Source organism: Pseudomonas sp. MF6776 (genome assembly GCF_016613125.1).
In the GTDB taxonomy this organism is placed as follows: Bacteria; Pseudomonadota; Gammaproteobacteria; order Pseudomonadales; family Pseudomonadaceae; genus Aquipseudomonas; species Aquipseudomonas iridis.
The window spans coordinates 1-25,393 of the sequence record NZ_JAENSQ010000007.1 but is presented as its reverse complement, the minus strand read 5'-3'; the positions used below and the strand labels follow the sequence as shown (position 1 = coordinate 25,393).

The 25,393-nt window shown below is 59.9% G+C and carries 23 protein-coding genes; 12 read left to right on the top strand and 11 right to left on the bottom strand.

Features of this window, described 5'->3' with window-relative positions; genetic code table 11:
• Window positions 1–4: 4 nt before the first annotated feature.
• Together pcaD and pcaC are read left to right on the top strand one after the other, a co-directional pair.
• Window positions 5–796, top strand: coding sequence for a 3-oxoadipate enol-lactonase (gene pcaD, locus JJD74_RS10190; RefSeq protein WP_042558011.1), 792 nt, complete (start codon window positions 5–7; stop codon window positions 794–796).
• Window positions 797–806: 10 nt separating this feature from the next.
• Entirely contained in the window at window positions 807–1,199 is a 393-nt protein-coding gene (pcaC, locus tag JJD74_RS10185; RefSeq protein ID WP_007917093.1) for a 4-carboxymuconolactone decarboxylase, read from the top strand.
• A 95-nt stretch (window positions 1,200–1,294) separates the two neighbouring features.
• Here the strand turns inward: pcaC and JJD74_RS10180 are convergent, their stop codons facing one another.
• From JJD74_RS10180 to emhA, 5 genes are all read right to left on the bottom strand, one after another.
• Complete coding sequence (locus JJD74_RS10180) at window positions 1,295–2,101, bottom strand: methyltransferase domain-containing protein (protein WP_200613421.1); 807 nt, start codon at window positions 2,099–2,101, stop codon at window positions 1,295–1,297.
• A 274-nt stretch (window positions 2,102–2,375) separates the two neighbouring features.
• Window positions 2,376–3,635 (bottom strand): OprD family porin, encoded by a 1,260-nt coding sequence (locus tag JJD74_RS10175; protein WP_200613419.1) that lies wholly within the window; start codon window positions 3,633–3,635, stop codon window positions 2,376–2,378.
• A gap of 438 nt (window positions 3,636–4,073) precedes the next feature.
• Complete coding sequence (gene emhC / locus JJD74_RS10170; RefSeq protein ID WP_200613417.1) at window positions 4,074–5,534, bottom strand: efflux RND transporter outer membrane subunit EmhC; 1,461 nt, start codon at window positions 5,532–5,534, stop codon at window positions 4,074–4,076.
• Complete coding sequence (emhB, locus tag JJD74_RS10165; RefSeq protein WP_200613414.1) at window positions 5,531–8,695, bottom strand: efflux RND transporter permease subunit EmhB; 3,165 nt, start codon at window positions 8,693–8,695, stop codon at window positions 5,531–5,533. The genes emhC and emhB overlap by 4 nt, the downstream gene beginning before the upstream one ends.
• 3 nt (window positions 8,696–8,698) lie before the next feature.
• Entirely contained in the window at window positions 8,699–9,856 is a 1,158-nt protein-coding gene (gene emhA, locus JJD74_RS10160) for an efflux RND transporter periplasmic adaptor subunit EmhA (RefSeq protein WP_042558017.1), read from the bottom strand.
• A gap of 268 nt (window positions 9,857–10,124) precedes the next feature.
• Between emhA and emhR the strand changes: the two genes are divergently transcribed.
• The gene (gene emhR, locus JJD74_RS10155; protein ID WP_042558018.1) at window positions 10,125–10,757 is read left to right on the top strand and encodes an efflux system transcriptional repressor EmhR; all 633 of its coding nucleotides are present in this window, start codon (window positions 10,125–10,127) and stop codon (window positions 10,755–10,757) included.
• Between the two features lie 204 nt (window positions 10,758–10,961).
• On the opposite strand, the gene JJD74_RS10150 is transcribed toward emhR, so the two are convergent.
• From JJD74_RS10150 to JJD74_RS10140, 3 genes are read right to left on the bottom strand one after another with little or no spacing between them, the layout of a single operon-like run.
• Window positions 10,962–12,011: an alkene reductase gene (locus JJD74_RS10150; protein WP_115147650.1), complete on the bottom strand. Its 1,050-nt coding sequence runs from the start codon at window positions 12,009–12,011 to the stop codon at window positions 10,962–10,964.
• A gap of 31 nt (window positions 12,012–12,042) precedes the next feature.
• On the bottom strand, window positions 12,043–13,209 hold the full coding sequence (locus JJD74_RS10145) for an MFS transporter (protein WP_047300040.1): 1,167 nt from the start codon (window positions 13,207–13,209) through the stop codon (window positions 12,043–12,045).
• Window positions 13,210–13,243: 34 nt separating this feature from the next.
• The gene (locus tag JJD74_RS10140; protein WP_016771327.1) at window positions 13,244–13,546 is read right to left on the bottom strand and encodes an ArsR/SmtB family transcription factor; all 303 of its coding nucleotides are present in this window, start codon (window positions 13,544–13,546) and stop codon (window positions 13,244–13,246) included.
• A gap of 169 nt (window positions 13,547–13,715) precedes the next feature.
• On the opposite strand from JJD74_RS10140, the gene JJD74_RS10135 reads away from it, so the two are divergent.
• Complete coding sequence (locus JJD74_RS10135) at window positions 13,716–14,300, top strand: acyl carrier protein phosphodiesterase (RefSeq protein WP_200613411.1); 585 nt, start codon at window positions 13,716–13,718, stop codon at window positions 14,298–14,300.
• 104 nt (window positions 14,301–14,404) lie between these two features.
• On the opposite strand, the gene JJD74_RS10130 is transcribed toward JJD74_RS10135, so the two are convergent.
• Both JJD74_RS10130 and olsB read right to left on the bottom strand, forming a co-directional pair.
• Window positions 14,405–15,199: a lysophospholipid acyltransferase family protein gene (locus JJD74_RS10130; RefSeq protein WP_047300042.1), complete on the bottom strand. Its 795-nt coding sequence runs from the start codon at window positions 15,197–15,199 to the stop codon at window positions 14,405–14,407.
• Window positions 15,199–15,954: an L-ornithine N(alpha)-acyltransferase gene (gene olsB / locus JJD74_RS10125; RefSeq protein WP_042558023.1), complete on the bottom strand. Its 756-nt coding sequence runs from the start codon at window positions 15,952–15,954 to the stop codon at window positions 15,199–15,201. Before olsB ends, JJD74_RS10130 begins: the two co-directional genes overlap by 1 nt.
• Window positions 15,955–16,107: 153 nt before the next feature.
• Between olsB and JJD74_RS10120 the strand changes: the two genes are divergently transcribed.
• The 5 genes from JJD74_RS10120 (at window position 16,108) to JJD74_RS10100 (ending at window position 20,427) form a co-directional block, all read left to right on the top strand.
• On the top strand, window positions 16,108–16,989 hold the full coding sequence (locus JJD74_RS10120) for an acyl-CoA dehydrogenase family protein (RefSeq protein WP_200613409.1): 882 nt from the start codon (window positions 16,108–16,110) through the stop codon (window positions 16,987–16,989).
• A gap of 65 nt (window positions 16,990–17,054) precedes the next feature.
• Window positions 17,055–18,128, top strand: coding sequence for a serine hydrolase domain-containing protein (locus JJD74_RS10115; protein WP_200613404.1), 1,074 nt, complete (start codon window positions 17,055–17,057; stop codon window positions 18,126–18,128).
• Entirely contained in the window at window positions 18,125–18,421 is a 297-nt protein-coding gene (locus JJD74_RS10110; RefSeq protein WP_042558026.1) for a hypothetical protein, read from the top strand. The genes JJD74_RS10115 and JJD74_RS10110 overlap by 4 nt, the downstream gene beginning before the upstream one ends.
• Window positions 18,422–18,677: 256 nt before the next feature.
• The gene (locus JJD74_RS10105; RefSeq protein WP_042558027.1) at window positions 18,678–19,268 is read left to right on the top strand and encodes a YceI family protein; all 591 of its coding nucleotides are present in this window, start codon (window positions 18,678–18,680) and stop codon (window positions 19,266–19,268) included.
• Between the two features lies 1 nt (window position 19,269).
• Window positions 19,270–20,427 (top strand): phospholipase D-like domain-containing protein, encoded by a 1,158-nt coding sequence (locus JJD74_RS10100; protein WP_042558028.1) that lies wholly within the window; start codon window positions 19,270–19,272, stop codon window positions 20,425–20,427.
• 139 nt (window positions 20,428–20,566) lie between these two features.
• Here the strand turns inward: JJD74_RS10100 and bglX are convergent, their stop codons facing one another.
• Complete coding sequence (gene bglX, locus JJD74_RS10095) at window positions 20,567–22,858, bottom strand: beta-glucosidase BglX (RefSeq protein WP_200613401.1); 2,292 nt, start codon at window positions 22,856–22,858, stop codon at window positions 20,567–20,569.
• A gap of 260 nt (window positions 22,859–23,118) precedes the next feature.
• Between bglX and JJD74_RS10090 the strand changes: the two genes are divergently transcribed.
• Genes JJD74_RS10090 through JJD74_RS10080 form a run of 3 tightly spaced genes read left to right on the top strand, consistent with a single transcriptional unit; the run spans window position 23,119 to window position 25,147 of the window.
• Complete coding sequence (locus JJD74_RS10090; protein ID WP_200613398.1) at window positions 23,119–23,727, top strand: LemA family protein; 609 nt, start codon at window positions 23,119–23,121, stop codon at window positions 23,725–23,727.
• A gap of 13 nt (window positions 23,728–23,740) precedes the next feature.
• Entirely contained in the window at window positions 23,741–24,496 is a 756-nt protein-coding gene (locus JJD74_RS10085) for a TPM domain-containing protein (protein WP_200613395.1), read from the top strand.
• 33 nt (window positions 24,497–24,529) lie between these two features.
• Entirely contained in the window at window positions 24,530–25,147 is a 618-nt protein-coding gene (locus tag JJD74_RS10080) for a TPM domain-containing protein (protein ID WP_047300048.1), read from the top strand.
• The last annotated feature ends 246 nt before the right edge of the window (window positions 25,148–25,393 follow it).

Here is a 25,393-nt window from a genome sequence, read left to right as displayed (position 1 = left end):
GGCTGTGGCTTTCGTTCAACTCGCCGATGGCGAACTGCACTATCAAATCCAAGGCCCGGTCGATGCGCCGGTGCTGGTGCTGTCCAACTCGCTGGGCACCGACCTGCATATGTGGGACGTGCAGATGCCGGCATTCACCGAGCACTTTCGCGTGCTGCGTTTCGACACCCGCGGGCACGGCAAGTCGTTGGTGACGCCGGGGCCGTACAGCATCGAACAACTGGGCCACGACGTGCTCGGGCTGCTGGATGCGCTGCACATCGAGCGCGCGCATTTCTGCGGGTTATCGATGGGCGGGTTGATCGGTCAGTGGCTGGGGATCAATGCCGGGCATCGACTGCACAAACTGATCGTGTGTAATACGGCAGCGAAAATCGGCGATCCGTCAGTGTGGAACCCGCGCATTGAAACCGTGCTGCGTGACGGTGCGCCAGCAATGGTTGCCCTGCGCGATGCGTCGATTGCCCGCTGGTTTACCCCGGACTTTTCCCAAGCCCATCCGGCGGCGGCCAAGCAGATTACCGACATGCTCGCGGCGACTTCGCCGCAAGGTTATGCGGCCAATTGCGCTGCAGTGCGTGATGCCGATTTCCGTGATCAATTGGCGTCCATCAACCTGCCGCTACTGGTGATCGCCGGTACCGAAGATGCGGTAACGCCGCCGTCCGGTGGCCACTTCATTCAGGAGCATGTGCGCGGTGCGGAGTACGCCGAGTTCTACGCGGCGCATCTTTCAAACGTGCAGGCAGGTATCGCTTTCAGCGATCGCGTGTTGACGTTTTTACAGGCTCAGTGAGGAAGTTTTTGTGGACGAGAAACAACGTTACGACGAAGGCATGCAGGTCCGCCGCGCAGTGTTGGGCGACGCGCATGTCGATCGCAGCCTGACCACACTGACCGAGTTCAACTCGGAATTTCAGGAGATGATCACCCGCCACGCCTGGGGCGACATCTGGACCCGCCCAGGTTTGCCTCGGCATACCCGCAGCCTGATCACCATCGCCATGCTGATCGGCATGAACCGCGAGGGCGAACTGAAACTGCACCTGCGCGCGGCGGCCAATAACGGCGTGAGCCGTGGCGAGATCAAGGAAGTGATCATGCAGAGCGCGATCTACTGCGGGATTCCAGCGGCGAACGCGACGTTTCATCTGGCTGAGTCGGTCTGGGATGAGCTGGGTGTTGAATCCCGGGAGTGATTGTCGGGTTTGAAAAGATCGCAGCCTTCGGCGGCTCCTACAGGGGATTGCATTGCATATTGTAGGAGCTGCCGAAGGCTGCGATCTTTTGATCTTCAGACTGTGGCCACAATGAATATTCGCTTGAACGGAAACAGCGTGTGCCCGTTTTCCTCCTGCGGATAATGCGCATGCACCCGCATCAGAAAGTGATAAATGAAGCGCGCCTGTTCCTCCGACGTCAGCGCCTGCATCACCGGCCTTAGCGCCGAAACTTTTATCCAGTCATACACCGGCGACTTGCCGTCAACCACCTGCAATTGCTCGGTCTCCCAGATGTCCAGCGACGCGGCCAGCGGTGCGAGCAAACGGTAGTAATCCTCAAGTGACAGCAAGGGCCGCGCGGCCATGCGCTGGCGCAGTTGCGGTGTGCCCAGTGGCGTGTTGCCGGGGCCGGCATCGTCGAGGGTGTCGAGCATCAGTCGATACCACAATGCATCGCGCCAGTCCGGCATGTGCGCCGCCAGGCACCCTCCATCATTGAGCAGACCCAGCAGATTCGGCAGTAACGTCTCATGACCGTTGATGAAATGCAGAACCGCCGCTGCAAACAGCAGGTCAGCAGGTTGTTCGGGTCGCCAGTCGAGCACGTCGCAGTGCTGCCACGATGCGTTGATCGGCAGGCAGCGGGCTTGTTCAAGCATTTGCTGCGAGCTGTCGATTCCCTGCAGTTGTGCGTGTGGCCAGCGCTCGGCCAACAACTGAGTGGCAATGCCCGTGCCGCAACCAAGGTCGTAAATACGCTGTGGGGTTTGCAGGTCGACACGGTCGAGCAATTCGTTGACCGGGCGTTGCCTGAGACGGGAAAACTGCTGGTAAGCCTTGGCATCCCAGTCGGGTGCCGTTTTGAGTCGAGCGATCATGAGGTGGTCCTCCGGTGATCAGCAGTGTCTTCCGTGACAGCCTGGCTCAAGTCTTGGGGACCAACTACAACAGATAACGGAAGTGGGTAGGGTTGTACGCCTGAGTCCTTCAGGTTTTTCAACTCTACTCGCCAGCAAAAAAAGCTCCAGCCGACCTGACGGGTGGCATCCTGATGCGGTTTTTTTTGTAGGCGCTGCGGTACGCCGCGATCTTTTGATCCTGTTTTTCAGGATCAGAAGATCACAGCGTGCCGCAGCTCCTGACGAGGCGAGGTTAGAGCAAACTGATCGGATAGCTGACGATCAACCGGTTCTCATCAAACTCGTTATTGCTGAAATCCCGGCGCATGGTCGAATTGCGCCATCTGACGTTCAGGTCCTTGAGCGTGCCGCTCTGCACGGTGTAGCCCAGTTCCGATTCGCGGCCCCACTCCTTGCCGTCGGTGATGGTCCCGGTGTGTACGTTATCGCCGCTGATGTAGCGGTTCATCAGCGTCAGGCCGGGGACGCCGAGGGCGACGAAGTTGTAGTCGTGGCGGACCTGCCAGGAACGTTCCTGCGCATTGTCGTAGCTGGCGTTGTAGCTGTCGTTGGCCAGGGTGCCGCCGCTGGTGCCGTTGACGCGCATCCACGCGCTGTCGCCGGTGAGTTTTTGCAGGCCGACATAGAAGGTGCTGCCGCCATATTTTGCCGAGAACAATGCGGACCAGGTCTTGTTGTCGAGATCCCCGGCGCGCGCGCTGCCGTCGTCTTTGCCGTAGAAAAAACCGAGGTTGGCGCCCAGGGTCCATTTGCCCAGTGGCTGGCTGTGGATCAGATTGATGTATTGCTGGCTGTAGATGTCCTTGAGCTCGGCATTCCACAGACCGATCTGCGTGCGTTTTTCGTTGAAAGCGTATTCACCACCCTGGAAGTTGAAGCGATCAGAGGTGAACGCCGCTTTGCCGGTCATCGACATGTCGCTCATGCTGCTGTCGTCGCGCGGGCTGTTGGCGCGGAACTGACCGCCGTAAAGCGTCAGGCCGCCGATTTCTTTCGACGTGATCTGGCCGCCGCGGAAGGTTTGCGGCAGCGAGCGACCGTCGTCCGAACGCAGGATCGGCAGTACCGGCATCCATTCGCCGACCTTCACTTCGGTCTGCGACAGCTTCGCCTTGAACGCGACGTTGGTACGGCCGAAGTTGTCCGCCGGGCGACCGTCATGATCAAGCGGCAACAGTTGCGTGCCGCCAGTGCCTTTGCCGCCATCGAGCTTCAGCGAATACAGCCCGAGCACGTCCATGCCGAAGCCGACGGTGCCTTGGGTGAAGCCGGATCTGGCGTCTAGGATAAAGCTTTGCGTCCACTCTTCAGCCTTGCCCTGAGCCTTGGTCGGGTTGGTGAAGTTGCGGTTGATGTAGAAGTTGCGCAGGTTCAGGTTGACCTTGGCCCCTTCGACAAAACCGGCTTCTTCAGCCGCAACGGGCAAAGCCGCGCAAGCCAGTGCCAGGGCGATCAGGCCGGGGAATGCGTACGGCGCAGTTGGGTGGGTCATTGCAGTTTCTCTTGTTATTTTTGGGGCGAACGGAGTTCGGTGCCGGCGCTTTTTGCGGCGGGCATTGGCTTGCAGATTTCGGAATGAGCGGCGGTGATCAGCCGGACAGGGCAGGGCGCGGGGGCATGGTGTCGAACCTGATGTTATTGGTTTTGTGGGATGAATGGTGCGGGGCGCGGAGGCGGGGTTTCAATCGGGGAAAGCGGTTTTTGGGCGATTATCGAACGCAAGATTGGGCCGGGTTTTGCGATGCAGGTGATGGCCTTATCGCTGGCAAGCCACACACACAGGTTTTTGGGTTGTTCATATACCCCGGGTACACCCGAGAACCCTGTGGGAGCTGGCTTGCCAGCGATAGCACCCGCCCAGACAACACAACTTTCTGGCAGGCAACAAAAAGCCCACCAATAAGGTGGGCTCTTTGTGTTCAGCAGATGATCAGAACAACTTCATCTTCGGTGCTTCTTCTTTCTGTGGTTCGTTTTGCGCAGTCTGCGCATTCCAGCCACCACCCAATGCCTTGTACAGGTTGACCGCACTGGTCAGCTGCGCGAGGCGGTCGGTGATCAGCGCTTGTTGGGCGCTGAACAGCTGACGCTGGGCATCGAGGAAGGTCAGGTTGCTGTCGACACCGATGCGGTAACGACGCTCGGCCAGGCGGTAGTAATCCTGGTTGGCCTGCACGAAATCACGCTGCGCCTGCAATTGCTCGGTGTAGGTCTGGCGTGCGGCCAGGCCATCGGCGACTTCCTGGAAGGCCGTTTGAATGGACTTCTCGTAGTTCGCCACGCCAATGTCTTTCTGGATCTTGGCGTAGTCGAGGCTGGCGCGCAGGCTGCCGGCGTTGAAGATCGGCAGGTTGATCTGCGGCTGGAACAGCCACGTCCCCGAACCACCCTTGAACAGGCCGGACAGGTCCGGGCTCAGGGTACCCGCGTTGGCGGTCAGGCTGATGCTCGGGAAGAACGCTGCACGGGCGGCGCCGATGTTGGCGTTGGCGGCCTTCAGGTTGTACTCGGCCTGAAGGATGTCCGGACGACGTTGCAGCAGGTCCGATGGCAGACCCGGCGGTACGTCGCTGAGCAGGTCATCGGCCAGCGGTTTGGCCGTTTGCAGATTGGCCGGGATACCGGTGCCAAGCAGCAGGGTCAGGCTGTTTTCGTCCTGAGCGACCTGGCGGGTGTAACGCGCCAGTTGTGCCCGGGCGTTTTCCACCGAGGTGCGCGACTGCGCCAGATCCAGCGCCGAAGCCACACCGACTTCATTGCTGCGACTGGTCAGCTTGTAGCTTTCTTCGAAGGCACCGAGGGTGTCCTGAGTCAGCTTGAGCAGTTCTTTGTCGGCCTGCCAGGTCAGGTAGGCGTTGGCGACGCTGGCGACCAGACTGATCTGGGTGCTGCGGCGCGCTTCTTCAGTGGCGAAGTATTGTTGCAACGCTTGTTCGCTCAGGCTGCGCACCCGACCGAACAGGTCGAGTTCGTAGGCGCTGATGCCGACGGTGGCGGAGTACGAACTGCTGATCATCGAATCGCCGGTCTGCGACGCGCGCGCCGGCAGACGCTGACGGCTGCCGCTGCCATTGGCCGAAACCGCCGGGAACAGATCGGCACGTTGAATGCGGTATTGAGCCGCATAGGCGTCGATGTTCAGCGCCGCGACACGCAGGTCGCGGTTGTTTTCCAGCGAGACCTGGATCAGCTGTTGCAGGGCCGGGTCATGGAAAAACTGCTTCCAGCCCTGCTCGGCAGCGGCTTGCGCCGGTGCCTGGGCTGGCGAGTACGCCGGCCCCTGCGGGTATTGGCCTGCGACCGGAGCATCAGGCTGCTGATAGTCAGGTATCAGCGAGCAACCGCTCAGCACGAAGGCGGCGACTGCGAGGGAGAGTAGCGACTTGCTCATTGGCCAGCCTCTTTAGGAGTTTCTATGGCGTCATCCTTGTCGGCATTTTTACGCTGACCAATGGAAGACACGGTGACGAAGAACAGTGGGACCCAGAAGATCGCCAGGATCGTGGCCGTCAGCATACCGCCAATCACGCCAGTACCGATTGCATGCTGGCTGCCCGAACCGGCACCGGTCGAGATTGCCAACGGTACAACACCGAGCACGAAGGCCAGCGAAGTCATGATGATCGGTCGCAGACGCATGCGGCAGGCTTCAATCGCCGCTTCGCGCAGACTGCGCCCTTGCTCATGCAGCTCCTTGGCGAACTCGACAATCAGAATGGCGTTTTTCGCCGCCAGACCAATAGTTGTCAACAAGCCCACCTGGAAGTACACGTCGTTGGACAGACCGCGCAGGCTGGTGGCCATCAACGCACCGATGATCCCCAGTGGAACCACGAGCATGACCGCGATCGGAATCGACCAGCTTTCATACAGCGCCGCCAGGCACAGGAACACCATCAGCAGCGACAAGGCGTACAACGCTGGTGCTTGCGAACCGGACAGACGTTCTTCATAGGACAGACCGGTCCAGGAGATACCGACACCTGAAGGAAGTTTCCTGGCAATCGCTTCGACTTCCGCCATGGCCTCACCGGTGGAGTAACCCGGCGCCGGAGCACCCAGCACTTCTACCGCTTCCACACCGTTGTAGCGTGCCAGCTTCGGCGAGCCGTAGATCCACTCGCCTTTGGCGAATGCGGAGAACGGAACCATGGTGCCGGAGGCGTTGCGCACATACCACTTCTTCAAGTCTTCCGGGCTCATGCGCGAGTCCGGCTGGCCTTGTATGTACACTTTCTTCACTCGACCACGGTCGATGAAGTCGTTGACGTAGCTACTACCCAACGCAATCGACAAGGTGTTGTTGATGTCGTTGATAGTAACGCCCAGGGCGCTGGCCTTCTCGTCATCGATTTCCAACTGGAACTGCGGCTCGTCGTTCAAGCCGTTCGGACGCACCTGGGTCAGGACTTTGCTCTGCGCCGCCATGCCGAGGAACTGGTTGCGTGCTTCCATCAGTTTTTCGTGACCGATACCGGCACGGTCTTGCAGGAACACGTCGAAACCCGTGGCGTTACCCAACTCCAGTACTGCGGGTGGTGCGAAGGCAAACACCATCGCGTCGCGGAAACTGAAGAAGTGCTGTTGAGCACGGGCGGCCAGTTTGAACACGCTGTTATCAGCGTCTCGTTCGCCCCACGGCTTGAGCATGATGAACGCCATACCCGAGCTCTGGCCACGACCGGCGAAGTTGAAGCCGGTTACGGTGAACACCGAAGCCACCGCGTCAGCCTCACCGCCATCCTTGTTCGGACGCAGCAGGTATTCACGCATTTCATCCACGACCACCTGAGTGCGCTCAGCACTGGAGCCGGCCGGCGTCTGCACCTGGGCGAACAGAACGCCTTGGTCTTCTTCCGGCAGGAACGCGGTTGGAATGCGAGTGAATAGCCAGATCATGCCAACGACGATCAGCAGGTAAGCCAGCAAGTACGGCGCCTTGCGGGTCAGCATGTTGCCGACACCGCGTTCGTAGCTCCGCACGCCGCGGTCGAAGTTGCGGTTGAACCAGCCAAAGAAACCTTTCTTCGGCGTACCGTGCTCGCCTTTCGGAATCGGCTTGAGCATGGTCGCGCAGAGCGCCGGGGTGAAGATCAGGGCAACCAGTACCGACAGGGCCATGGCCGAAACGATCGTGATCGAGAACTGCTTGTAGATCACACCCGTGGAACCGCTGAAGAACGCCATCGGCAGCAATACCGCCGACAGTACGAGCGCGATACCGACCAGTGCGCCCTGGATCTGGCCCATGGACTTTTTGGTCGCTTCCTTGGGCGACAAGCCTTCCTCGCTCATCACCCGCTCGACGTTTTCCACCACAACGATGGCGTCGTCCACCAGCAAGCCGATGGCCAGCACCATACCGAACATGGTCAGGGTGTTGATGCTGAAACCGGCGGCGGCGAGGATGCCGAATGTACCGAGCAATACCACCGGCACCGTCATGGTCGTAATGACCGTGGCGCGGAAGTTCTGCAGGAACAGGAACATCACCAGGAACACCAGCACCACTGCTTCGATCAGCGTGTGAACCACACCCTTGATCGATTCAGTCACCACCGGAGTGGTGTCGTACGGGAATACCACTTCCATGCCTTGCGGGAAGAATGGTTTCAGTCCGTCGATGGTGGTGCGCAAGGCCTTGGCCGTGTCGAGGGCGTTGGCACCGTTGGCCAGTTTTACCGCCAGGCCGGATGCCGGACTGCCGTTGAACTGGGCGCTGATCGCATAGTTCTCACCACCCAGGCCCACACTGGCGACGTCTTTCAAGCGAACCTGCGAGCCGTCCTTGTTGACCTTGAGCAGAATCTCTTTGAACTGCTCGGCGGTCTGCAGGCGGGTTTTGCCGATGATGGTCGCGTTAAGCTGCTGGCCCTGTACGGCCGGCAAACCGCCGAGCTGACCGGACGAGACCTGGACGTTCTGCGCCGCGATGGCGGTTTTGACGTCGACCGGGGTCAGGTTGAAGTTGTTCAACTTGGCCGGATCGAGCCAGATGCGCATCGCGTACTGGGCACCGAAGACCTGGAAGTCGCCGACACCCGCAGTACGGGAGATCGGGTCCTGCATGTTCGACACGATGTAGTTGGACAGGTCGTCCTTGCTCATGCTGCCGTCACGCGACACCACGCCGATCACCAGCAGGAAGTTCTTCACTGCCTTGGTCACGCGGATACCTTGTTGCTGCACTTCCTGCGGCAACAGCGGGGTGGCCAGGTTCAGCTTGTTCTGAACCTGTACCTGCGCGGTGTCGGAGTTGGTGCCTTGCTCGAAGGTCGCGGTGATGGTCATGCTGCCGTCGGAGTTACTTTCCGAGGACACATAACGCAAGTTGTCGATACCGTTGAGCTGTTGCTCGATCACCTGAACCACGGTGTCCTGCACGGTTTGCGCCGAGGCGCCCGGGTAGGTCACGGAGATCGCAATGGCCGGTGGCGCAATGCTCGGGTACTGGTTGATCGGCAATTTCAGGATCGAAAGTGCCCCGACCAACATGATCACCAGGGCAATTACCCAGGCGAAAATCGGACGGTCGATGAAGAATTTTGACATGGGTTACTCCCCTTTGCCGCCGGCGGCTTTATCAGCTGCCTGTGCGGGGGCCGGGTTCTTTACTCCGACGTTGGTCGCTTCACTGGCTTTTACTTCGACACCAGGTTTGACGTATTGCAGACCTTCGGTGATCAGACGATCGCCCGCTTTCAGGCCATCTTCGATCAGCCACTGGCTGCCTACGGTGCGGCTGGCCTTGAGCTGACGCAGTTCAACCTTGTTGTCCGGGCCGACAACCAGTGCGGTCGGGGTGCCTTTGAGGTCGCGGGTCACGCCTTGCTGTGGCGCGAGGATCGCGGCGCTGTTCACGCCGGCCTGCAACTGGGCGTGGACGAACATGCCTGGCAGCAAGGTGTGATCAGGGTTCGGGAACACGGCACGCAGGGTCACGGAACCGGTGGTCTGGTCAACCGAAACTTCGGAAAACTCCAGCTTGCCGTCGAGCTTGTATTGGCTGCCGTCCTCGAGAGTCAGCTTGACTGCGGCGGCATTGTCGCCGGCCTTTTGCAGGCGACCACTTTCCAGCTCGCGACGCAGTTCCAGCATTTCAACCGAGGATTGAGTAACGTCGACGTAGATCGGATCGAGCTGCTGGATCACAGCCATCGCGTCGGTCTGGCCGTTGTTGACCAGCGCACCTTCGGTGACCGAAGAGCGACCGATGCGACCGGAAATCGGCGCGTAGACCTTGGTGTAGCGCACGTTGATCTGTGCGGTCTGCAAGGACGCTTCCGATTCCATGCGATTGGCCACGGCAGTGTCGTATTCCTGACGGCTCACGGCTTGCTCATCTACCAATTGCTTGTAGCGGTCAGAGATCGACTTGGTCGAACGCAGGTTGGCTTCGGCGCTTTTCAGGGTCGCTTCATAAACCGACGGATCGATCTGATACAGCTGCTGGCCGGCTTTGACATCGCCGCCTTCCTTGAACAGACGCTTGAGAATGATGCCGTTGACCTGTGGTCGCACTTCAGCGATGCGGAACGCACTGGTGCGGCCCGGCAGCTCGGAGGTGAGGGTAAACGCTTGTGGTTGCAGGGTGACGACGCCGACCTGAGGAGGCGGAGCGGCCGGTGCCGCTTCTTCCTTTTTACATCCGCTGAGCAGCGATGCCAGGGCGACGGCAGTGACCAGAGCGGTAACAGCTGGCTTGAATTGCATGAAGATCCTCGGGTCAGGCGCGCAAAAAACGCACAAGAAGTGTGGAAGGGTAAAAAAATACTATCGGGTGGATAAGTAGCTTGCTAAGTAATATACTTACGTTCATGGTTGTTTGTAAACACCTTGGCCACGTACCCACCCTGTTACAAAAGTCGTTGCAAGGTTTGAAATTGTAGGCTGGGGAGCCGATTCAAGAGAGATCGACCCCCTCTTTGTTCAGCGGATGTTCAATCCATCCCTGAAATATCCTGTTTGAGGTTTTACTGCCATGGTCCGTCGTACCAAAGAAGAAGCTCAGGAAACGCGAAGCCAGATTCTCGAAGCGGCAGAGAAAGCGTTCTATGAACGGGGCGTGGCCCGCACGACTTTGGCGGATATCGCGACAATGGCCGGCGTCACGCGCGGCGCCATTTACTGGCATTTCAGCAACAAGGCCGATCTGGTGCAGGCCATGCTCGACAGCTTGCATGAGCCGCTGGATGAATTGGCCAAAGCCAGTGAAAGCGAAGATGAACTCGACCCGTTGGGCTGCATGCGCAAATTGTTGATTCATTTGTTTCATCAAGTTGCGCTGGACCCGAAGACCCGTCGCATCAACGAAATTCTGTTTCATAAGTGCGAGTTCACCGATGAAATGTGCGATCTGCGCCAGCAGCGCCGGACGGCCAGTCTCGATTGCAATCTGCGTATCGGGTTGACCCTGCGTAATGCGGTGAATCGCGGCCAGTTGCCGGAAGATCTCGACACTGTCCGTGCGGCCATCAGCATTCATGCCTATATCGATGGCCTCCTCTATGGGTGGCTATTGGCTCCGGACAGCTTCGAGTTGCACGCCGAAGCCGAGCGTTGGGTCGACACAGGGATGGACATGCTGCGGCTGAGCCCCAGCCTGCGCAAATGAACAATCTGTAATTGGCACAGCTTATGTCAGTTGGCCTGCTTTTATATACGTTTGAGGTGCGGAGTTTATAGGTAGCGAGCCAGGCATTTTGTAGGGATTTTGTGTCGCTGGTGTGAACGAGTGTTGCCAATGCCCGGTAACCGCTGGCGAAAAAAAGCCCCCGACTCTCACAAGTCGGGGGCTTTTGCGTTTCTGCGTCAAGGCTTACAGCGTTGGATAGTCGATGTAGCCAACCGGGCCTTTAGCGTAGAACGTTTCCGGGTGTGGCTCGTTCAGCGGCGCATCGGCTTTCAAGCGCGCCGGCAGATCCGGGTTGGCAATGAACGGTACACCGAACGCCACGGCGTCAGCCTTGCCGCTGGCCAGCCATGCGTTGGCGCTGTCCTTGGTGAAGCGTTCGTTGGCGATGTACGGGCCGCCGAAGGCTTCTTTGAGTTGCGGGCCGAGGCTGTCGGCGCCTTCTTTCTCGCGGGAGCAGATGAAGGCGATGCCACGCTTGCCCAGCTCACGTGCCACGTAGGTGAAGGTTTCAGCCAGATTGTCGTCGCCCATGTCGTGGGAATCAGCACGTGGTGCCAGGTGCACGCCGACACGACCGGCGCCCCAGACTTCGATTGCCGCGTCAGTCACTTCCAGCAGCAAGCGGGCACGGTTTTCCAGGGAGCCGCCGTAGTTGTCGGTGCGCTGGTTGGTGCTGCTTTGCAGGAACTGGTCGAGCAGGTAACCGTTGGCGCCATGTATTTCCACGCCATCAAAACCGGCCGCCTTGGCGTTCTCGGCACCGATGCGGTAAGCGTCGACGATCTCGGCGATTTCAGCGGTTTCCAGTGCGCGCGGGGTTGGGTAGTCGGCCATTGGACGCACCAGGCTGACGTGACCTTTGGGCTGGATAGCACTCGGGGCGACTGGCGCTTCACCGTTCAAATACGAAGGGTGAGAGATCCGGCCCACGTGCCACAGTTGCAGGAAGATCTTGCCGCCGGCGGCGTGAATGGCTTTGGTCACGTTGGTCCAGCCACGCACCTGATCGTTCGACCAGATGCCCGGGGTGTCCGGATAGCCGACGCCCATCGGGGTCACCGAAGTGGCTTCGCTGAGAATCAGGCCGGCGGAGGCGCGTTGTACGTAGTACTCGGCCATCAGCGCGTTTGGCACACGGCCTTCGTCAGCGCGGCAGCGGGTCAGCGGGGCCATGATGATGCGGTTGGCCAGCTCGATGTCGCCCAGTTTGATCGGATCGAAAATAGTTGCCATGAAATACAACCCTCTTGGTTTAAGTGGTTAATCAGTGAGTCGCAGGGGCCAGTTCGGCATTGCCGTTCTGACGGAAAGTAATCAGGGTCACCAGCAGGGCAAGCACTGCCAGGGCAGCGGCGGCCAGAGGCACGCTGGTCAGGCCGAAGCCGTGGGCGATGACGCTGCCGCCGACCCAGGCGCCGAGTGCGTTACCAACGTTGAACGCGCCGATGTTCAGGGTCGAGACCAGGTTCGGTGCAGCTTTGCCGAAGGTCACTACGTTGATTTGCAGTGCCGGTACGGCTGCGAATGAAGCAGTGGCCCAGAGGAACAAGGTGATTTCAGTCGGGATCAGCGCGACGCTGGTCCAGCTCAACACCGTGGAAATCACCGCCATCGCCACGAACACGCCAATCAGGGTGGCAGCGAGGCGTTTGTCTGCGAGCTTGCCGCCGATGATGTTGCCGACGGTAAGACCGAGACCGATCAACAGCAGCGTCCAGGTCACGCCTTTTGGCGAGACGCCAGTGACATCGCCGAGCAGCGGGGCGACGTAGGTGAAGAGGGTGAACATCGAGGCAGCGAACAGAGCGGTCATGCTCAGCGACAGCCAGATACCGGCGCCTTTGAGGGCGGCGAGTTCGGCGCGCATATCGAGCTTTTCTTCGTCACGTTTGGCCGGCAGGAAGCGGATCAGGCCGATCAGCGCGATCACACCGATCACGGTCACTGCCCAGAAGGTCGAACGCCAGCCGGCCTCCTGACCCAATGCGGTGCCCAGCGGCACGCCGAGGACGTTGGCCAGGGTCAAACCGGTAAACATCAGGGCGACTGCCGAAGCGCGTTTGTTCGGCGCCACCAGACCTGCCGCCACCACCGAACCGATACCGAAGAACGCACCGTGGCACAGCGCGGTGACGACACGGGCGAACATCAGCACGTTGTAGTCACTGGCCATCGCACAGAGCAGGTTGCCGACAATGAAGATGCCCATCAGCGCGACCAGTGCAGCCTTGCGCGGCAGTTTGGCGGTGGCCAGTGCCATGAACGGCGCACCGATGGCCACGCCCAGGGCGTAACCGGTCACCAGCCAGCCGGCGCCGGGTATCGACACACCGAGGTCGGCCGCCACATCTGGCAGCAGGCCCATGATGACGAATTCGGTGGTGCCGATGGCGAAGGCGCTCAAGGCGAGTATGAGTAGCGAGAGGGGCATCGTTGTTTCCTTGTGGGCTGGCTGACGTTAAGGGTCAGAGCTCTTTACTGAGTGTGCTGAGGAACGCCTGAATCACGTCCTCGTTACGTTTGAAAAAGTGCCATTGACCGGCCTTCTGGCTGCTGATCAGTCCGGCGCGTTGCAGGGTCGCCAAATGGGCGGACACGGTTGATTGCGACAGGCCGCAGCGTTGATCGATCTGCCCGGCGCAAATGCCGTACTCGTGGTTGTGCAACTGTTCAGGGAATTCGCCTTTCGGGTCTTTCAGCCAGTTGAGGATGTCTCGCCGTACTGGGTGTGCCAGGGCTTTTATTATTTCGTCGAGGTCAAGGTTCATGGCAGGGTGCTCGGTGTGTAAAACGCTATATCGCGATGAGGCGAACTTTAAATCGCTACTTCGCGATATACCAATATGATTTTGATCTGACGATCGCACAAATCGGTATATCGGGTTATAACGATACGTTGGGTGTATTGGAACGAGGGCGCGGTGCTAAGCTGCGCCCATGAACTATCTCGCACATTTGCATCTCGGTGGCCAGCGCCCCGACCAATTACTCGGCAGTCTGTATGGCGATTTCGTCAAAGGCCGGCTGCAAGGGCAGTTTGCCCCGGAGGTCGAGGCGGGGATTCAACTGCATCGACGGATTGACGTGTTCACTGATCGCCATCCGCTGGTGGACATCGCGCTGGGGCGGTTTTCCGATACCCGTCGGCGTTATGCCGGGATCGTCCTTGATGTCTTTTTCGACCACTGTCTGGCGCGGGACTGGCGGTTGTATGCGGATCAACCGCTGGCGCAGTTCACCGCTGACGTTTATGGAGTGTTGTCCCGCGAACCGCAATTGCCCGAGCGCCTGGCGAAGATTGCGCCGCACATGGTCGCCAATGACTGGTTGGGCTCGTATCAGGAGTTTGAAGTGCTTGATCAGGTGTTGCGCGGGATCTCCCGACGATTGAGCCGGCCAGGGGAACTGGCGGGGGCGATGCAGGAATTGCGGCGGTTGTATGAGCCGCTGAGTGAAGACTTCCGACTTTTCTACCCGCAACTCCAGGACTTCGCCCAAAACGCTGAGCCACTGAAGGTTTAAATGTGGGAGCGAGCCTGCTCGCGAAAGCGCAGTGTCATTCAACATTCATGTTGCTGATACACCGCTTTCGCGAGCAGGCTCGCTCCCACAGGGGGATGGGGGGGTCAAGCAGCGATCAGTTCGCCTGCCCGACGCGGTTTGGCCGGTTTCGCCACTTCGCCAAACAACACCTTCTGCACCGCCTGCTGCGCTTCAAACGCCAGCGCCGCACGTTCCCGACCCTCGCAGGCGATCGGCTTGAGCAGATGCACTTCGACATCGCCGCAATCATTGCTGAACAGACGCATCAGGTGCGACAGCAGATCATCGTCACCAATGAACGGTGCCAACGTATCGACTTCGCCGTCACGCAGATAACGGATCGCCACCGGTTGCAGCATCACCTCTGAATCAATCGCCGCCGACAGCAAGCGACCGTGAAAGGTGCGCAGTGAACGGCCATCGGTGGTCGTGCCTTCCGGGAACATCAGCAGTGAATGATCGGTTTGCAGGTGCCGGGTCATCTGTTTGCGGATCAACTGGCTATCGCCCGAGCCACGACGGATAAACAGGCTGCCAGCCTTGGCTGCGAGCCAACCGGCGACCGGCCAGGTGCGCACTTCGGCCTTCGATAGAAACGACAACGGTGTGAGCATGCCCAGCAGCGGAATATCGGTCCACGACACATGATTGCTGACCCACAACATCGGCTGCTTTGGCAGTTCACCGTGGACGGTCATGCGAAAGGGCAGGGCATTGCTCAGGCGCGCCATGAAAAAGCGCGACCAGCGCTGGCGACGTTCCATCGAGTGCGCCAGGCCAATCCTCTCGAACACGCCGAACAGACTGGCCATGGTCAATCCCAGCGATACCACCAGCAGCACTCGCGCGATCCGCGCGTAAACCCGCAACCGGCTCATCACACGGCCGCCTTGAAGTGCTTGGCGTAGCGCGGGCAGAGTTCGTCGCGCTTGAGCAGGATGAAGACGTCGGCGACCTGGAAGTCTTCGTCCCAGCACGGCTCGCCGCAGATCTTCGCGCCCAGACGCATATAAGCCTTGAGCAGCGGCGGCATTTCGGCGATCACGTTCGACGGAATGTCGAGGGTTGGCAGCGGTTTTTTCGGCTCGGCGCGCAAGTTTTCGGTGCACAGATAACGTTCGCGCAGACGCTGCATGATCGCGTGGGCCTGTACGCCACCGTCCTGCATCGGGATGCTCGCGCAACCCATCAAATAGCTGTAGCCGCCCTCGTTCAACACTTCGGCCAATTCACCCCACAGTACTGCAATCGTCCCGCCGTTACGGTAGGCCGGGTCGACGCAGGTGCGGCCGATTTCCAGGATCGGGCCTTGCAGATGCGCGAGGCCATGCAGGCTGAATTCTTCTTCGCTGTAGAACTTGCCAAGGCTGCTGGCGGCGGTGTGATCGAGCAACCGCGTGGTCGCGACCAGGCGACCAGTGTTGAGGTCACGCACGCCGATGTGGCTGCAGTGAACATCATAATCATCCATGTCCAGACCCAGTTCCGCGCCTTTCAGTTTGGCGTTGAACTCGCCGCTGAAGACGCTGAATCGCAGGGCCTGGGCTTGCTGCAAGGCTTCGGCGCCGATCAGGCGTTCGGCTTGCAGACGGCGTTCATTGCCGGTGTCGCTGATGCGGGCGATCTGAGTCATTTGAATCTCCGTACGGGCCTTGAACCCGTCATGGGTTGCAGCCGATCGACTTTCTTTATGCAGCCGTGTTGTGCAAAGTCAGGCTATGTAGCCCCGGTGTCATCGCCATGAACCTTTGGTGATGCTTATATGACAGCCCACAAGGAGCCTCTTATGCCCTGGCCAGATCTGTTGCAAAGCCGTGAACGATTGCCCGCCGTTGCTGACCTGGCCGAGGGTTTTGCGACGTTGTTGCAGCAGTTGGGCAACGTCACGCCGTTCGAATTGGCGGTGGCGGGCGGGCGGCGGATGGCGACGCCAGGGCTGGCGTTTCTGGTCGGTTATCAAGCGGCATTGCGCATGTTGTGGCCGAGCGCACCGCTGAGCCTCGGCGCGTTGTGTGCGACCGAACAGCGCAGCCTGCGTCCGTCCGACATGCAAACGCGGCTGACGGATTTGCGCTTGAGTGGCGCCAAGGACTTCGTCACCGCCGGCGATGCGGCGGACTGGCTGCTGATCGCCGCACGCAGTGAAGAGGCCGGCGCAACGCCGCGCCTGAGTCTGGCGGTGGTGTATCCCGGTGAGCCCGGTGTGACGGTGGAAAAACTGCCGGCTCTGCCGTTGATGCCCGACATCAGCCATGGCCGGCTGCATCTCGATGGGGCTCTGTGCGAGTTGCTCGCGGGGGATGGCTGGGATGCTTACGTCAAACCGTTTCGCACGCTGGAAGATGTCTATGTGCTGAGCGCGATGACCGCCTGGCTGTACGGCGTCGGGCAGGACAGCAACTGGCCACAGACGCTGCAACTGCGCTTGCTGGCGCTGCTGGCAGGCTGTGCGGAGATGAGTCGACAGCCGCCGAACAATCCGGCGGGGCATGTGTTGCTCGGTGGGTTGTTTGCGCAGTTTGATGCGCTCAAGACCGAGATTGACCAAGCGTTAAGCGAAGGTGATCCGGAATGGGCGCAGATGTGGCAGCGTGGTCAGGCGGTGATGCAGTTGGCGTCGGGCGCCAGAGCCAAGCGCCTGGCCAAAGCCATGCACAATCCCCTGTAGGAGCTCGCACAGGAACTGTCATTTTTCTGCGCTAGCATCAGCAGACTTTCTGCTGAGCCCTCACCATGTTCAAAGGCCTGTCGCTGTTTCTGCTGCTGATCAGCTTCACCGTTCAGGCCGAATCATGGCCCGGCGAACAGTGGCCGGTTGGTCCGCAGATCACAGCGGTTGAGGATCTTCAGGCCTACGCCTTCCCACCCCGCGACGACACCACTCGCCAGGGCATTCGCACCGATGCCTTGTTGATCATTCGCGATGGCCAGATCATCTACGAACGCTACGCCGGCCCGACTAACGCGCAAACCCCACACCTGACCTGGTCTATCAGCAAAAGTCTGATGGCTGCGGTGCTTGGCGTTGCCTACGGTGAAGGCCTGTTCAAGCTCGATGATCCAGCCGTGAAGTTCTACCCGGCGCTGGAAAAACACCCGACGATCACTATTGCCGATCTGCTGCATTGGGCCTCGGACATCGACTGGCAGGAAGACTATGAATACGCCCCGCTGAAATCCTCGGTGGTGGCGATGCTCTACACCCGTGGTCACCAGGACATGGCGCGATTCACCGCCGATCACCACAGCTACGCCGTACCGGGGCAGGCATTCCGTTACTCCAGCGGCGACAGCAATCTGCTGGCGGCAGCGTTGAAATCCATCGTCGGCCCACAGCGATATCCAGACTATCCGTGGACAGCACTGTTCGAACCGTTGGGCATCCGCCACGCCGTGTGGGAAACCGATGCCAACGGTACGTTCGTCGCATCGTCCTATGCCTACCTGACCGCGCGGGATCTGGCGCGTGTCGGTGTGTTGATGGCCCGCGACGGACGCTGGAATGATCGGCAATTGCTGCCCAAGGAATGGCTCACCTTCAACCTGCAACCCTTCGCCGGTTACAAGGCCAATCAGGATGAAGCCGTGCCCGGCGGCCACTGGTGGCTTAATCGCCCGGCGCAAGGCGCATCGTCACCGTGGGCCGATGCACCGCCCGATACCTTCGCCGCGCTGGGTCATTGGGGGCAGGCGCTTTACGTCATCCCCAGCGAAAAACTGGTGATCGTGCGCTACGCCGATGATCGCGACGGCAGCTACCGCCACAACGAACTGCTCAAGCGTGTGCTTGCGGCGGTGCGGCCATGAAGCGGTTCTTGCTGGTGTTGCTTGTCGTGCTGCTCGGCTGGATCGCCTATGAGCGCGAGAACCTCTGGGCCTTCCCGGACATCATCAGCGCCTACACGGCTAAGGAATATTGTTCGTGCCGCTACGTCATGAACAACGATGCCGAATATTGCCGTGGCTATGTGAAACAGTGGCTGCCAACCAGCGGCTTCAGCGATGACGTCGATAGCAAAACCATCACCGTCAGCGGCATGGGCCGCAGCAACAGCGCGCAATGGTTGAGTGAGCGCCAGGGCTGCCGCCTCAACCCCTGAACACACAATTGCCCTGCAAATAAAGAACCCTGTGGGAGCTGGCTTGCCAGCGAATGGCGGCGTGTCATTCAGCAAAAATTTCACCTGTGCCGGCCCAATCGCTGGCAAGCCAGCTCCCACAGGTGAAGCGTCAACAGTGGAACTTGTAGCTGTCGAAGGCTCGGGCCGCGATCGGACAATCTTTTGATCTTCGATTTGCAATAACGCCCCAGCCAGTTAATGTTCGGCTCAGGTTTATCGCCCCCACGAGTCCTCAATGTTCAACCGCTCCCTCTACAAAACCCTGTCCTGCCTGCTGCTGGCTGCCGCTGCGTTGCCGGCGCAGGCCAATTGGTACCTGGACGGCGAGTCGTCACGGCTGTCGTTTGTCAGCACGAAAAACGCCCACATCTCCGAAGTGCAGCGCTTTCTGGTGCTGCATGGCAAGGTCGATCCGAACGGTCGCGCCGAGGTCGAGGTCGAGATGGATTCGATCAACAGCGGCATCCCGCTGCGTGACGAGCGCATGCGCAAGGAGCTGTTCCAGATCGAGCAATTCCCCGACGCGACCATCACCACCCAGATCGACCTGCGCCCGATCAACGATCTGGCCCCCGGTGCGCAACTGGAGTTGCGTCTGCCGCTGACCGTCACTCTGCATGGCAAGCAACACGAGTACCCGGCCGAGCTCTTGGCAACGCGTCTTGATGATCGACGCTTCCAGGTGGTGACACTGGAGCCAGTGGTGATCAACGCCGAGGATTTCGATCTTGCCCCAGGGCTGGAAAGCCTGCGCAAATTGGCCGATTTGTCGGCCATCAGTTTGTCGGTGCCGGTGGGTGCGGTACTGATTTTCACGGCGCGCTGACATGCGCGGCGCGATCTTCCCTTGGCGTGACGGCAACCGTTTCGAGCTGTTGATCGACGGCCCGCAATTCTTCCCGCGCATGCTTGAGCAAATTGCCGGCGCCCAGGAGCAGATCGAACTTGAGCTGTACCTCGTCGAGGCTGGCGCCTGTGCCGAAACCATCGTCCAAGCGCTGGTGCTGGCCGCCGAGCGGGGTGTGCGCGTGCGCTGCCTGTTCGACGACTACGGCAGCCTCGCGTTTACCCTGAACCTGCGTAAACGCTTGACGCACGCCGGGGTTGAGCTGCGCTTTTACAATCGCCTGCACTGGCGGCGCTGGGTCGGCAATTTCTATCGTGACCACCGCAAACTGCTGCTGGTTGACCAGCGGCTGGCGGTGGTCGGCGGCACGGGTGTCACCGATGAGTTCTGGACCCCGGGGCACGACACCAGCGAGTGGCACGAAGTGATGGTGGAAATCAGCGGCCCGCTGGTGCTCGACTGGCAGCTATTGTTCGACCGCCAGTGGATCGCCAACCGCCATCGCCGTGCCTGGAAGCCATCCGCGCATGTCGGCTTGCCGCGTCTGCCCAAGGTGCCGGACATGGGCGAGGGCATGGGCCGCGTGGCTTACGCCGATGCCCGCCAACACCGCGACATTCTGCAATCACTGTTTCGCGCGCTGAACAGTGGGCAAAAACGTATCTGGATGGCCACGCCGTACTTCCTGCCGACGTGGAAAATCCGCCGCTCGCTGCGCAAGGCCGCTGCCCGAGGTGTCGACGTGCGCCTGCTGTTGACCGGGCCGCGCACCGATCACCCGTCCGTGCGCTACGCCGGGCATCGCTACTACCCGCGACTGCTCAAGGCCGGCGTGCAGATTTACGAATACCAGCCGTGCTTCCTGCACCTGAAAATGGTGCTGGTAGACGATTGGGTGAGCATCGGTTCGTGCAACTTCGATCACTGGAATTTACGCTTCAATCTGGAGGCGAATCTTGAGGCGCTCGATCCGTCGTTGACGGCAGCGGTGGTGGCGAGTTTCGAGAAGGATTTCGGCTTGAGTCAGCGGGTGAGCCTGGAGGAGTGGCAGAGGCGGCCGTTGTGGCGGCGGGTGAAACAGAGAATGTGGGGGTGGGTGGATCGGTTGGTGGTTAACATCCTCGACCGCCGCGGGTAAAACCGATTTTGAATACACCCTAAATCCAATGTGGGAGCGAGCCTGCTCGCGAAGGCGGTGTGTCAGTCAGTAATTGTTTATCTGAATGACCGCTTTCGCGAGCAGGCTCGCTCCCACAGGGTTTGCGGTGTGCTTGCAGTTACAGCAACTCAAAGCTCTGCTGCGTCACATTCTGAGAGTCCAGACCGATCTGCACGTTGAACTTGCCGGGCTCGGCGGCGTACTTGAGTTGGACGTTGTAGAACTTCAGCTCCTCCTCGGTGATGGTGAAGTGCACGACTTTCTGTTCGCCGGCCTTGAGCATGATTTTCTGGAAGTTCTTCAGTTCTTTCACCGGGCGAATCATCGAACCGGTAACGTCCTGAATGTACAGCTGCACCACGGTTTCGCCGTCACGCTTGCCGGTGTTCTTGACCATGACACTGGCGTCGAGCTTGCCGCTGGCATTCAGGGTGGTCGAGGACAGCGCCATGTCGCTCAGGCTGAAATCGGTATAGCTCAGGCCGTAACCGAACGGGAACAGCGGGCCCGTCGTGTCATCGAAATACTGTGAGGTGTAGTTGCCCGGTTTGCCCGGTGTGAACGGCCGGCCAATGCTCAGGTGGTTGTAGTAGGTCGGAATCTGCCCAACGGAGCGAGGGAAGGTCACCGGCAGTTTGCCCGACGGGTTGTAGTCGCCGAACAGCACGTCAGCGATGGCGTTGCCGCCCTCGGTGCCGCTGAACCAGGTTTCCAGAATCGCATCGGCCGACTGGTTCTCTTCGAGAATGGTCAGTGGGCGGCCGTTCATCAAGACCAGCACCAACGGCTTGCCGGTGGCTTTCAGCGCGCGGATCAGCTCGCGCTGTGTTTCCGGGATGTTCAGGTCGGTGCGGCTGGACGACTCGTGGGACATGCCACGGGACTCGCCTACGGCTGCGACGATCACGTCGGCATTCTTGGCGGCTTTTACCGCTTCATCGATCAGCACGTTGGCCGGGCGCGGATCATCAACCACTTCCGGTGCATCGAAGTTGAGGAAGTTCAGGTAATCGAGCACCTTCTTGTCGCTGGTGATGTTCGCGCCACGGGCGTAGATCAGGTTCGATTTGTCGCCGATAAGTGCGTTCATGCCGTCGAACAGGGTCACCGATTGCGCCGGACGACCGGCGGCGGCCCAACTGCCCATCATGTCGATCGGCGCCTTGGCCAGCGGGCCGACCAGCGCGATTTTTGCAGTCTTCTTCAGTGGCAGGGTTTCGTTCTGGTTCTTCAGCAGCACCAGGCTGCGACGCGCGACGTCACGGGCGTCGGCGCGGTGCAGGCGGCTTTCGGCGTAGGTGTCGGCCGGATCATCTTCAGCCTTGCCGATGCGCAGGTACGGGTCCTTGAACAGGCCCATGTCGTACTTGGCCGCAAGGACTTCACGCACAGCGTTGTCGATGTGTTTCTGTTCGATCTCGCCGGATTTGAGCAGCCCTGGCAGCTCTTTGCCGTACAGGGTGTCGTTCATGCTCATGTCGATGCCGGCCTTGATCGCCAGTTTCGCCGCTTCACGACCGTCGCGAGCCACACCGTGCTTGATCAGTTCAAAGATCGCGCCATGGTCACTCACCGCCAGTCCCTTGAAGCCCCAATCCCTGCGCAACAGATCGTTCATCAGCCACGTGTCAGCGGTGGCCGGAATACCGTTGATCGAGTTCAGCGCCACCATCACACCACCGGCGCCGGCATCGATCGCGGCGCGGTACGGCGGCAGGTAATCCTGGTACATCTTCACCGGGCTCATGTCGACGGTGTTGTAGTCGCGACCGCCCTCGACCGCGCCGTACAAGGCAAAGTGCTTGACGCTGGCCATGATGCTGTCGGCCGTGTTCGGGGCATCGCCCTGATAGGCCTTGACCATGACTCGGGCGATGCGCGAAGTGAGGTAGGTGTCCTCACCGAAACCTTCGGAACTACGGCCCCAGCGCGGGTCGCGGGAGATGTCGACCATCGGCGCGAAAGTGATGTCGAGGCTGTCGGCAGCGGCCTCTTTGGCGGCAACGCGCCCGGAGCGACCGATGGCGTCCATGTCCCAGCTCGAAGCCAGGGCTAGCGGAATCGGGAAAATCGTACGGTGACCGTGGATCACGTCGTACGCGAAAAACATCGGAATCTTGAGGCGACTGCGCATGGCAGCGTCCTGCATCGGACGGTTTTCCGCGCGGGTGATCGAGTTGAACGTACCGCCGATGTTGCCGGTGGCGATCTCCTTGCGGATCAGCTCGCGGGGCATTTCCGGGCCGATGCTGATCAGGCGCAGCTGGCCGATCTTTTCGTCGAGGGTCATTTGCTTCATCAGGTTGCTGATGAAGGCGTCCTTGTTTTCCAGAGGTACCGAGGTCTCAGCGGCCAATACTTGATGACTGGCCAGACTGACGAACAGGCCCAGCAAACACAGCTTCTTCATGAATATTTTTCTCAAGGGCACAAACGGCAATGCAATGCCGGCCAGCCAAAATTTAGGGAGCGACTATTGTTGTTCGGGTGCGGGCGCAAAAACGCCAAGCCAAAAAAACACCGTTGACCGCAGGCAGCTCGACCGCGCAGGCACTTTTTAGCCCATTGACCGGTCGCAATCCAGTGGCGCGGCCGATTATGCCCCAACCACCGGCTGAGAAGGTTTCGCGCTCGGCTTTTTAATGAAATGTGTCAGGGAGCATCACTGCAATGAATGTAAGTCCAACCTATCGCTCGCGTTTGCAGGTCGCCACATTGTTGATGCTGGCGACTTTTCTGACTGCGTGTGGCATCAATAACATCCCGACCCTCGACGAACAGGCCAAGGCCGCGTGGGGGCAGGTGCAGAACCAGTACCAGCGCCGCGCTGACCTGATCCCCAATCTGGTGGAAACGGTGAAGGGCTACGCCGCCCACGAAAAGGAAACCCTGACCGCAGTGATCGAAGCCCGTGCGAAAGCCACGTCGATTCAGGTTGATGCCAGTACTCTCGACAATCCCGAGAAGCTCAAGCAGTACCAGCAGGCGCAGGATCAGTTGAGCGGCGCATTGAGCCGTTTGATGGTGGTGTCCGAGCGTTATCCGGATCTGAAGGCCAATCAGAACTTCCTCGCCCTGCAATCGCAGCTCGAAGGCACGGAAAACCGCATCGCCGTGGCGCGACGCGATTTCATTCTGGCGGTGCAGAAGTACAACACCGAGATCCGCACTTTTCCCGGTCGCCTCTGGCACAGCGTGATGTACAGCGACCTGCCGATGCGCGAAACCTTCGAAGCCACCACGCCCGGTGCGGAAAAGGCCCCGCAAGTGAAGTTCTGATTCGAGGTTGCCCATGCGTGTGTTGAAAATAGGCCTGGTGCTGATGCTGTGGATGTTCGCCGTCAGCGCCCGGGCCGAGTTGACGTTCCCGGCGCTGAGCGGGCGCGTGGTGGACGAGGCGCAGATGATCGAGCCATCGGTGCGCGCGCAATTGAGCCAACAGTTGCAGGCCCACGAACAGGCGAGCGGTGAGCAATTGGTCGTGGTCACGCTGCCCGATCTGCAAGGCACCACCATCGAGGATTATGGCGTCCAGCTCGGTCGTCATTGGGCCATAGGGCAAAAGGACAAGAATAACGGCGCGCTGCTGATCGTTGCCCGTGACGAGCGCAAATTGCGCATCGAAGTCGGTTATGGCCTGGAAGACCGGCTGACCGATGCGCAAACCTCGGTGATCATCCATCAAGTCATCACGCCCGCGTTCAAGACCGGCAATTTCAGCAAAGGCATCACCGACGGCGTGGCGGCGATGCTGGTTGTGCTGGGCGGCAATCCGCTGGACGAACCGTCGACGGTGTATGAGTCCAGCGGGGACCCGCAGAGCGATTTCATCTCGCGCCATCCGACGTTGTTCGTTTTTCTGGTGATGTTGTTCATCCTGACGGTGTTTGTCTGCCAGATGCTCGGTATCCTGCCGACCGGCCGTGGCGGCTCCGGTGGCGGCGGAGGTTTTGGCGGTGGCGGCGGATTTGGTGGCGGCGGTGGCGGTGGGGGCTTCAGCGGCGGCGGGGGCAGTTTCGGCGGCGGTGGTTCGTCCGGCGGCTGGTGACATTAAAAGAATAATGAGCAGGCACTTTTTGACATGGCATTACTGACTGAACACGAACAACGCAAAGTCGCCGAGGCGATCGCACGGGTCGAGCGCGACACCGATGCCGAACTGGTGACAGTGCTGGCGGCTCGCGCCGATGACTACGCATACATCCCGCTGCTGTGGGCCAGCCTGCTGGCGCTGGTGGTGCCGGGCGTCGTGCATTATCTGACCGGCTGGCTGACCCTGCGCAGCCTGTTGCTGGTGCAGTGGGGCCTGTTCATTGTGCTGTGCCTGCTGTTTCGTCTGCCGAAGATCACCACACATCTGGTGCCACGCCGTGTACGACACTGGCGCGCATCGAACCTGGCGCGGCGACAGTTTCTCGAACAGAACCTTCATCACACCGTGGGCAGTACCGGCATGCTGATTTTCGTCTGCGAGGCCGAGCGCTATGTGGAGATTCTGGTGGATGAGGGGATCTCGAAGCGGTTGGGCAATGAAAGCTGGGATGTGATTGTCGCCGCGTTTACCGAGCAGGTACGGCAGGGGCGCACGCTTGAGGGGTTTGTCACCTGCATCGAGGCGTGCGGGGAATTGCTCAAGGTGCATGTGCCGGTGACGCAGGTGCGCAATGAGTTGCCGAACCGGTTGGTGGTGTTGGCCTGAGAAGGATTGTCTGACTTGAAATCCAGCCCCTCACCCCAGCCCTCTCCCAATGGGAGAGGGGGAAAGGGAGCCGATATTTGTTGGTTTCAAAACCTGAGTTCGGCTCGATAATTCAGGTCGGCGTAGCTTGAGATAACACCTCGGTCAGTTCCCTCTACCTCTGGGAGAGGGCCAGGGTGAGGGCCTCATTTAAAACCGTTCGGTAAATAAGAGCGTGTCCCCAACCCCCATCCCCCCTAAAATACC

Bases quoted from the DNA above. Each gene is read 5' to 3' on its own strand.
- emhA (WP_042558017.1), bottom strand. From the start codon at position 9,856: ATGCAATTCAAGCCAGCTGTTACCGCTCTGGTCACTGCCGTCGCCCTG.
- JJD74_RS10100 (WP_042558028.1), top strand. From the start codon at position 19,270: ATGCGCGGCGCGATCTTCCCTTGGCGTGACGGCAACCGTTTCGAGCTG.
- JJD74_RS10130 (WP_047300042.1), bottom strand. From the start codon at position 15,199: ATGAGCCGGTTGCGGGTTTACGCGCGGATCGCGCGAGTGCTGCTGGTG.
- JJD74_RS10135 (WP_200613411.1), top strand. From the start codon at position 13,716: ATGAACTATCTCGCACATTTGCATCTCGGTGGCCAGCGCCCCGACCAA.
- JJD74_RS10085 (WP_200613395.1), top strand. From the start codon at position 23,741: ATGCGTGTGTTGAAAATAGGCCTGGTGCTGATGCTGTGGATGTTCGCC.
- emhR (WP_042558018.1), top strand. From the start codon at position 10,125: ATGGTCCGTCGTACCAAAGAAGAAGCTCAGGAAACGCGAAGCCAGATT.
- JJD74_RS10150 (WP_115147650.1), bottom strand. From the start codon at position 12,011: ATGGCAACTATTTTCGATCCGATCAAACTGGGCGACATCGAGCTGGCC.
- emhB (WP_200613414.1), bottom strand. From the start codon at position 8,695: ATGTCAAAATTCTTCATCGACCGTCCGATTTTCGCCTGGGTAATTGCC.
- emhC (WP_200613417.1), bottom strand. From the start codon at position 5,534: ATGAGCAAGTCGCTACTCTCCCTCGCAGTCGCCGCCTTCGTGCTGAGC.
- bglX (WP_200613401.1), bottom strand. From the start codon at position 22,858: ATGAAGAAGCTGTGTTTGCTGGGCCTGTTCGTCAGTCTGGCCAGTCAT.
- JJD74_RS10140 (WP_016771327.1), bottom strand. From the start codon at position 13,546: ATGAACCTTGACCTCGACGAAATAATAAAAGCCCTGGCACACCCAGTA.
- JJD74_RS10120 (WP_200613409.1), top strand. From the start codon at position 16,108: ATGCCCTGGCCAGATCTGTTGCAAAGCCGTGAACGATTGCCCGCCGTT.
- JJD74_RS10105 (WP_042558027.1), top strand. From the start codon at position 18,678: ATGTTCAACCGCTCCCTCTACAAAACCCTGTCCTGCCTGCTGCTGGCT.
- JJD74_RS10110 (WP_042558026.1), top strand. From the start codon at position 18,125: ATGAAGCGGTTCTTGCTGGTGTTGCTTGTCGTGCTGCTCGGCTGGATC.
- JJD74_RS10180 (WP_200613421.1), bottom strand. From the start codon at position 2,101: ATGATCGCTCGACTCAAAACGGCACCCGACTGGGATGCCAAGGCTTAC.
- JJD74_RS10175 (WP_200613419.1), bottom strand. From the start codon at position 3,635: ATGACCCACCCAACTGCGCCGTACGCATTCCCCGGCCTGATCGCCCTG.
- JJD74_RS10080 (WP_047300048.1), top strand. From the start codon at position 24,530: ATGGCATTACTGACTGAACACGAACAACGCAAAGTCGCCGAGGCGATC.
- JJD74_RS10145 (WP_047300040.1), bottom strand. From the start codon at position 13,209: ATGCCCCTCTCGCTACTCATACTCGCCTTGAGCGCCTTCGCCATCGGC.
- JJD74_RS10115 (WP_200613404.1), top strand. From the start codon at position 17,055: ATGTTCAAAGGCCTGTCGCTGTTTCTGCTGCTGATCAGCTTCACCGTT.
- JJD74_RS10090 (WP_200613398.1), top strand. From the start codon at position 23,119: ATGAATGTAAGTCCAACCTATCGCTCGCGTTTGCAGGTCGCCACATTG.
- olsB (WP_042558023.1), bottom strand. From the start codon at position 15,954: ATGACTCAGATCGCCCGCATCAGCGACACCGGCAATGAACGCCGTCTG.